Origin of the sequence: Ruminococcus sp. RTP21359st1_H3_RTP21359_211015, assembly GCF_040909065.1 — a bacterium.
Taxonomy (GTDB): domain Bacteria; phylum Bacillota; class Clostridia; order Oscillospirales; family Ruminococcaceae; genus Hominimerdicola; species Hominimerdicola aceti.
In genome coordinates, this window is sequence record NZ_JBDGDD010000030.1 from 23,184 (window position 1) to 29,228 (window position 6,045).

A 6,045-nucleotide genomic window follows, 5' to 3' on the forward strand; every position below is an offset into this window, starting at 1 on the left:
TGATGACTACTAGAGAATTTTATGAAAGCATTGGCGCAAGTTATGACAGCGTTCTGGTACGTTTCGGCAGTGAGAAAATGATAACAAAGTTTGCAAAAAGATTTGCTGATGATACAACTTTTCAGGATATGTGCAAGGCTTTAGAGGAGAAAAACGCCAAGGAAGCTTTCCGTATGGCTCACACCCTCAAAGGCATTTGCAGCAATCTTGGCTTTGATGAGCTTTACAAGGCGAGCTATGACCTTACAGAGGATCTTAGGGACGGTGAGCTGTCAGGCTATGAGCAGGATTATGAAAAGGTATGCGAAAAATATAAGATAGTTTATGACTCTGTGACAAAAATAGATAGCTGAGTTTTGATCGATAGTCTGTCAGACTGTCGGTTTTATGGTGAGGAGGAGCTTCCAACCCATGAGCTTAGAATGATGTCTGTGTTCAATGCGATGATAGCAAACTTCAATCGCAAAACTATCAAGGGCAGACAGCGTTTCAGAATGAAATATTTAATTCGCCCCAGAAAATAGCAAAGCACCCGTATCATGTGCGATACGGGTGCTTTTTTATCAGAAGCCTTGTTCTTTAAGCTCTTTTACTATATCTACATAAAATTCTCTCACGTCAAAATCCTTGATGTTCTCCCTGAAAAGGTCGATAACATCGCCATGAGAAATGCCACGCTTGCCCTTGTGTTCTATCATCTTGGAGTTTTCACCATAAAGTCCCGACTCAACTGTTACTAGCCCGTCATTGCCCTTGCCGTATGGTTTGTTGAGCAGATAGCCGATATTTAACGGAAAACCTGCGGAACGTATACTGTTCATTTTGCTCATCACGGAGCGGTAGGAAACCAACTGGCTGTCAGGGGTGCTTGCGTTAAGCTCAGAGCAGTTTTTGTAAGTCAGGTCATAAACGCCATCTAAAAAGCTTGGGCCTTTGTCACCCAGAGCAGTGAAAAGCTTGTTGTATTTTCTATCAACAAAGCCCTGTATGCTCTCAGGTATCTTCCCAAGAAGCATATCAACGAATTTACAGCCATAGTGTGGCGTGTTTATGGTGGTAAGAGTTGCCACATATTTGTCCATGCCGAGGTGAGAGATAGCGTATCTCGAGTCAAGCCCACCCTTTGAGTGTGCGATTATGTTGACCTTTTCTGCGCCAGTTTCTGCAATGACTTCTTTTATCCTTTCAGCTACCTCAGTGGCACTGACGGATACTTTGTTGGCGGACTGTTGCTTGCCGTAATAGACCTCTGCGCCATTTCTAATAAGTTCATTTGGTACCCTGCCCCAATAATTTATTACCTGCCAATCACGGAAGAATATGCCATGCACCATAAGTATAGGATACTTTGTCTTGCATATCTCGTTCTCTTTTCGTGCAGCGTCAAGGTCAAGCTTTGCCTGCTCGAAGTAGTATTCACTTCTCGCTGCCTTGTAGAATTTTCTGAACACGATGCAGTTCACAAGAGGTATGTACCAGGTGAATAACAGAATAACATACCACAGTATTTTCACCTGACGTGCCGAAGCCGCTATCCGCACAATGCCACTCAGACATAAAAGCGTTGTTATAGCATAAGCGCAAAGTGAATTTGCAAGAAGCCGCCAACCGTTCAGCTTTGTAAAGCAAAGCACTATCACTATTATAAGCTGTATAACGCTTTGCAAAACACCGCAGCCAAGTACAAACGCTCCGGAATCAAGCCGTCGGATTTTTCCATGAGAACCTTTGCGTCCATGTGATTTGAACATGAAAACCAAGGTGTATAGTGCCAAAAGTATGATGATAAGCGTTTTGAACAGAGAATTTATGTCAATAAGTTTCCACAGCGCAGGTGCGTTTGCAAGCAGAAGCACCGGTATAGAAAGAAAAGTTCCCCTAATTTTTTTCATTTTTTACCCCTTAAAGATTATTTTTCAGCTTTACGTGTCTAATATCGTTTCCCACAAACATAATAGGCATGAAACAGCCTGTGAGCCTCGAAACTATACGCTCATTATATTTTGCATTGTATTCTTCATTGGTGAGATTGGTAGAGATTATCGTTGGCCTGCCAAGGTTGATACGCTCGTTGATTATTTCATAGATCACGGAATCTGTAAAGCTCGTTTGAAATTCTGAGCCGAGGTCGTCAAGGATAACAAGGTCGGCATTCTCTATGATGTCAAGTGTCTGACCTGTAGCTCTGCCGAAATGCTCGTCCTCTATCTGTCTGAGAAGTTTAAGCAGAGAGGCGAAAATGACGCTGTAGCCCTTTTGTATAAGTTCATTTGCAATGCAGGCTGAAAGAAAAGTCTTGCCAAGACCTGTTTTGCCAATGAAAAACAGTGATGGAGAGTTTTCATGAAATTTGTCAGCATATGCACGGCAGTTTGAATACACAGTTCTCATTTTCTCTCTCGGTGACATTCCGTTACCGTCGTTTTCAGGATAAAATTCTATTCTGAACTCAGAGAAATCGTGGAGCTGGATACTGCAATTCTCGTTAAGCTCCTCAGTGGTGTATTTTTTCAGCAAGTCGGTGAAGCACTTGCACTTCACTCCGTCACGATAGCCATAATCACAGCATTTAGGACAGTAATAGTGATAATCAAGGTAGTCCTCAGGATAACCTCCCATTTTAAGCAGCCCTTTAATGGCACGTTTAGTATTGGCATTGTTTTGACGCATTTTTTGTATATATTCTCTTCCATGAGCATTTTTGCCTACTATGCCCTTCATGAGTTCACAGTTATTTGCTTTTAGTGATCTTGTAAGAACCTCTATTTCAGGAAGTCGCTGTGCTATCTCCTGAGCGTGGACCTCATGCTCGTTCATGACAGCTTCACGCCGTCTTTTAAGTTCATTTTCAGCCTTGTCATATGCGGTTATTGAATATTTCATTTTCTACTCCTTATCATAGCTTTCCTGATTTTTCTAGATCGAAATTCATTGCGAATTTTTCAAAATCATCAAGATTATAGGAAGTTTGCTTATTAGTATTCTTATTTTTCTTGGAGGTGTGGTACTTTTCGTCCTCGTGTGAGACCTGTTCAGGGGTAGTGATACTCTTGCCAGCCCAGTTTGACAGTATAGTGTCTATATATTTGTAATTCAGTTTGTTGGTATTGTCAACGCACTTGTTATAGGCTATCTCCAGCATTTCAACAGTGAAGCCCATTGTTCGCCACTTTTCTATAAACTCGAGCTGCTGCTTTGACGGCTTTGCGGTCTGTCCGAAAATTTTCAGTACCTTGAATTCATACTTTTTTATGTTGGAAAGCCTAATTATTTCTTGTTCAATTTGTTGATAAGTACAGATGTCTTGTTCAAACCACCCACGCATTACTGTCACAAGGTAAGACACGTTGTGCTTTTCAAGTGACACACAGTATTCAGCGGCTAAGAGAATAGATGCAGCATCAAATCGGTAATATTCATAAAGAGCAAGAAGTTCCCCTTGCTCAGTTCCATTGATAGTGCGTTGTAAAACGGTTTGTATCTCGTCAAAAAGATGTGCAAGGTTAGGGTCCTTCTGCTGTTTTTCCAGTATCTCGGAATTTTTGTATCTTATGCACAGCTTGTTTGAAACGCTCTGACGTTTCGGGGCAACTGCCTCCACTTTTGAAACAGGTTCGGCCTTTGTTTCAGGCTCTGAAACAGGTGTAGAAACGGCTTTGACCTGTGCAGGATTTGTCGTATCACTGTGTTCTGTGGTGATGACTCCTAGCGATACCCAATGTGTCACAGCGTCAATGACAGTGTTCTCAGAAAGTCCGGACTTTTCCGCAAGCTTTGCACTGTCGCATTCACGTTCCGTTGAACAGAGTATGCAGAGAAGTACCTTTACAAAGTCGCCATCACTTAATTTTATGTATTTATCGACCACTTTAGACGGCACTGAAAAACTGCTTCCCCAGCGGTCGCAATCAAAAGTATATTTCATTATGTATCCTCACAAATATGATTAAAACTATCCAAAATAATTATATCACATAATCTGGACTTTTGCAACAAAATTTGTGCATTTGACTTTTGGTAAATAAAATGCTATAATAGGTTAATACCAAAGAAACGGAGAGATAAAAATGATAAGAAAATTTGTGCCTGAGGACAGGGAAGATTATATCAGATTTTCCACTGAGTTCTATAATTCTTCTGCGGTGGACAAGCCTGTTCCAAGAGAGCATTTTGAGCAGGGCTTCGATGAAATGATGAGGTCTGACGTGTATGTGCAGGGTTATATGCTCGTTTGTGACGGCAATAATGTTGGCTACTGTGTTACAATGAAAACATATTCAGTTGAAGCAGGCGGTATTACTATATGGATAGACGAGCTTTTTGTGCTGGAGGAATACCGCTCAAAAGGTCTAGGCAGGGAGCTTTTTAAGTATATCGAGGAAAATGGCGACAAAAAGCTCCGCCGTATCCGTCTTGAGGTCGAGCTTGAAAACGGCAGAGCCATATCGCTTTATAAGAAAATGGGCTTTGAGCCTGCGCCTTACGACGGAATGTGGAAAACTATTTTATAGTCCTTTCGTGAATTTCCCTTGAAATGCTGTCGCAAACCTTATTAAGGGCGGCGTGGTCCATTGCGGCGATATAATACTTTTCTATCTCGTCATGGACTTTCTTGGCTTTCTTGATGCCTGAATACACTTCCTCTGCAAGGTCGGAGGCGGTGACTTTATCTAATCTCAGTCTTGTTTTCAGGGCTGAGATCTTTTTCTTGTCATAAAATCTGCCCATGTTGATAGCTTTTTCAAAGCCGTCAAGCTTGCTTATAGGGGAATTTATCACAAATGCGATGCCAGCCTCCGGGATAAGCAAATGCTCGTAAAGGGTGTTGCCAAATAGGATAGCAGGGCAGAGGATAACATCATAACCTCGCTTTACAGCCTGATGTGCCATGAGGGTGACGAACTTGTGGGAAGCGGCATAATAATCATCGCCCATGGCGAACACGTCAAGGTAGCTGTCAAGAGTGGCAAGCTGCGTCATACAGCCGTATTCCGTCAAAGCGGTCAACTGTCTAAGATCAGTTTTGCCGCTGCCAGAGCCTTTTTTGTTTAGAAGACGTTTTGCTGATCGTTCTGTGAAGCTTTTCAGCTTTTCCTCCAGCAGACAGCCTTCACCGCAATTGTAGGTATCGAAGCAAACGTTAGACAGGGCAGTGGTAAACCTTTTGCTTCTTGCCAAAAGCGACTTGTTTTTGTCTGTGACCTCGATTATTTCAGATTTGAAGGCCTTCAGCTTTTCTTCGTCCCAATACTCTCCTAAGTTGATTATTTTCTGACAAACTCCTGGATATGAACATTCCATAACGTGGGGCGCAGTGCCGTCGCAGATTATGGCCTTTGATGTATGCAGAACGATTGCATCAAGGGAAGCAGGGTCAGAGGAGCAATAAAACCTAGTGACGTCCTCTGTCGGTTCAAACTCAGCGGCTATCTTTTTCATAAGTGAAGATTTTCCCGTGCCTGCACCTCCTTTGAGTATGAATGTGAAATACTCCTTATCAGCCATTATCTTGCCAAATTCCGTGGAAAACCCATTCTGCGTCATTGCACCCAAAAAATACTTTTCTGACATAAATTACCCTCCATATCTCAAACGCATTAGATCAGTGTGACTGCGTTTGCATTTTCATTTTTATAATATGTCAGAAAAAGCATGATTGTTCAAAAAAAATTAGGTGGACAAAAAAAGCTTGATAAAAGTAAAGAAACTTTCATTGCATGACGTTGCAACTTGATATTGTAATAACGACTTTATCTTTCCTGCCTGCAACATGGTACAAAACACCGTACGCTTTATGCAGTGCCTTTTTTACTATTGCAGAACTTTTCATTATGTTCCGCCTTTCTTATCTATCTTACTATCTTACTTCTGCGGTATCATGCAGCTAGTTACGACTAACTCGTAAACTTTTATGATAGCACAACAAGGTGGAAATGTCAATAGAATTGGGGCGATGGAAGGCGGTAAGGTGTAGTGCTACAATAGATATTGGACAAAATTAAGAAAAAAGAAAAGAGAGATAGGCAAAAATCTGATAAAATAAAG

The 6,045-nt window shown here is 41.6% G+C and carries 7 protein-coding genes; 3 read left to right on the top strand and 4 right to left on the bottom strand.

The window, feature by feature from the left end; translation table 11 throughout:
- Nucleotides 1-2 precede the first annotated feature (2 nt).
- Both AB5Z01_RS11290 and AB5Z01_RS11295 read left to right on the top strand, forming a co-directional pair.
- Nucleotides 3-353: an Hpt domain-containing protein gene (locus AB5Z01_RS11290; RefSeq protein WP_287216013.1), complete on the top strand. Its 351-nt coding sequence runs from the start codon at nucleotides 3-5 to the stop codon at nucleotides 351-353.
- 3 nt (nucleotides 354-356) lie between these two features.
- Nucleotides 357-524 carry a hypothetical protein gene (locus tag AB5Z01_RS11295; RefSeq protein WP_287216012.1) on the top strand — a complete coding sequence of 56 codons (168 nt, stop codon included), beginning with the start codon at nucleotides 357-359 and terminating at the stop codon, nucleotides 522-524.
- 39 nt (nucleotides 525-563) lie between these two features.
- Here the strand turns inward: AB5Z01_RS11295 and AB5Z01_RS11300 are convergent, their stop codons facing one another.
- Genes AB5Z01_RS11300 through AB5Z01_RS11310 form a run of 3 tightly spaced genes read right to left on the bottom strand, consistent with a single transcriptional unit; the run spans nucleotide 564 to nucleotide 3,925 of the window.
- Entirely contained in the window at nucleotides 564-1,892 is a 1,329-nt protein-coding gene (locus tag AB5Z01_RS11300; protein ID WP_287216009.1) for a triacylglycerol lipase, read from the bottom strand.
- Between the two features lie 10 nt (nucleotides 1,893-1,902).
- The gene (locus AB5Z01_RS11305) at nucleotides 1,903-2,883 is read right to left on the bottom strand and encodes an ATP-binding protein (RefSeq protein ID WP_287216007.1); all 981 of its coding nucleotides are present in this window, start codon (nucleotides 2,881-2,883) and stop codon (nucleotides 1,903-1,905) included.
- A gap of 13 nt (nucleotides 2,884-2,896) precedes the next feature.
- On the bottom strand, nucleotides 2,897-3,925 hold the full coding sequence (locus AB5Z01_RS11310) for a DnaD domain protein (protein WP_287216005.1): 1,029 nt from the start codon (nucleotides 3,923-3,925) through the stop codon (nucleotides 2,897-2,899).
- 142 nt (nucleotides 3,926-4,067) lie between these two features.
- On the opposite strand from AB5Z01_RS11310, the gene AB5Z01_RS11315 reads away from it, so the two are divergent.
- Complete coding sequence (locus AB5Z01_RS11315; protein WP_022287322.1) at nucleotides 4,068-4,511, top strand: N-acetyltransferase; 444 nt, start codon at nucleotides 4,068-4,070, stop codon at nucleotides 4,509-4,511.
- Here the strand turns inward: AB5Z01_RS11315 and AB5Z01_RS11320 are convergent.
- Complete coding sequence (locus AB5Z01_RS11320) at nucleotides 4,501-5,571, bottom strand: ATPase (RefSeq protein ID WP_287216003.1); 1,071 nt, start codon at nucleotides 5,569-5,571, stop codon at nucleotides 4,501-4,503. The two genes, AB5Z01_RS11315 and AB5Z01_RS11320, sit on opposite strands and share 11 nt — an antisense overlap.
- Between the last annotated feature and the right edge of the window lie 474 nt (nucleotides 5,572-6,045).

Coding starts and splice junctions, on each gene's coding strand:
- AB5Z01_RS11290 (WP_287216013.1), top strand. CDS start 3: ATGACTACTAGAGAATTTTATGAAAGCATTGGCGCAAGTTATGACAGC.
- AB5Z01_RS11300 (WP_287216009.1), bottom strand. CDS start 1,892: ATGAAAAAAATTAGGGGAACTTTTCTTTCTATACCGGTGCTTCTGCTT.
- AB5Z01_RS11305 (WP_287216007.1), bottom strand. CDS start 2,883: ATGAAATATTCAATAACCGCATATGACAAGGCTGAAAATGAACTTAAA.
- AB5Z01_RS11310 (WP_287216005.1), bottom strand. CDS start 3,925: ATGAAATATACTTTTGATTGCGACCGCTGGGGAAGCAGTTTTTCAGTG.
- AB5Z01_RS11315 (WP_022287322.1), top strand. CDS start 4,068: ATGATAAGAAAATTTGTGCCTGAGGACAGGGAAGATTATATCAGATTT.
- AB5Z01_RS11320 (WP_287216003.1), bottom strand. CDS start 5,571: ATGTCAGAAAAGTATTTTTTGGGTGCAATGACGCAGAATGGGTTTTCC.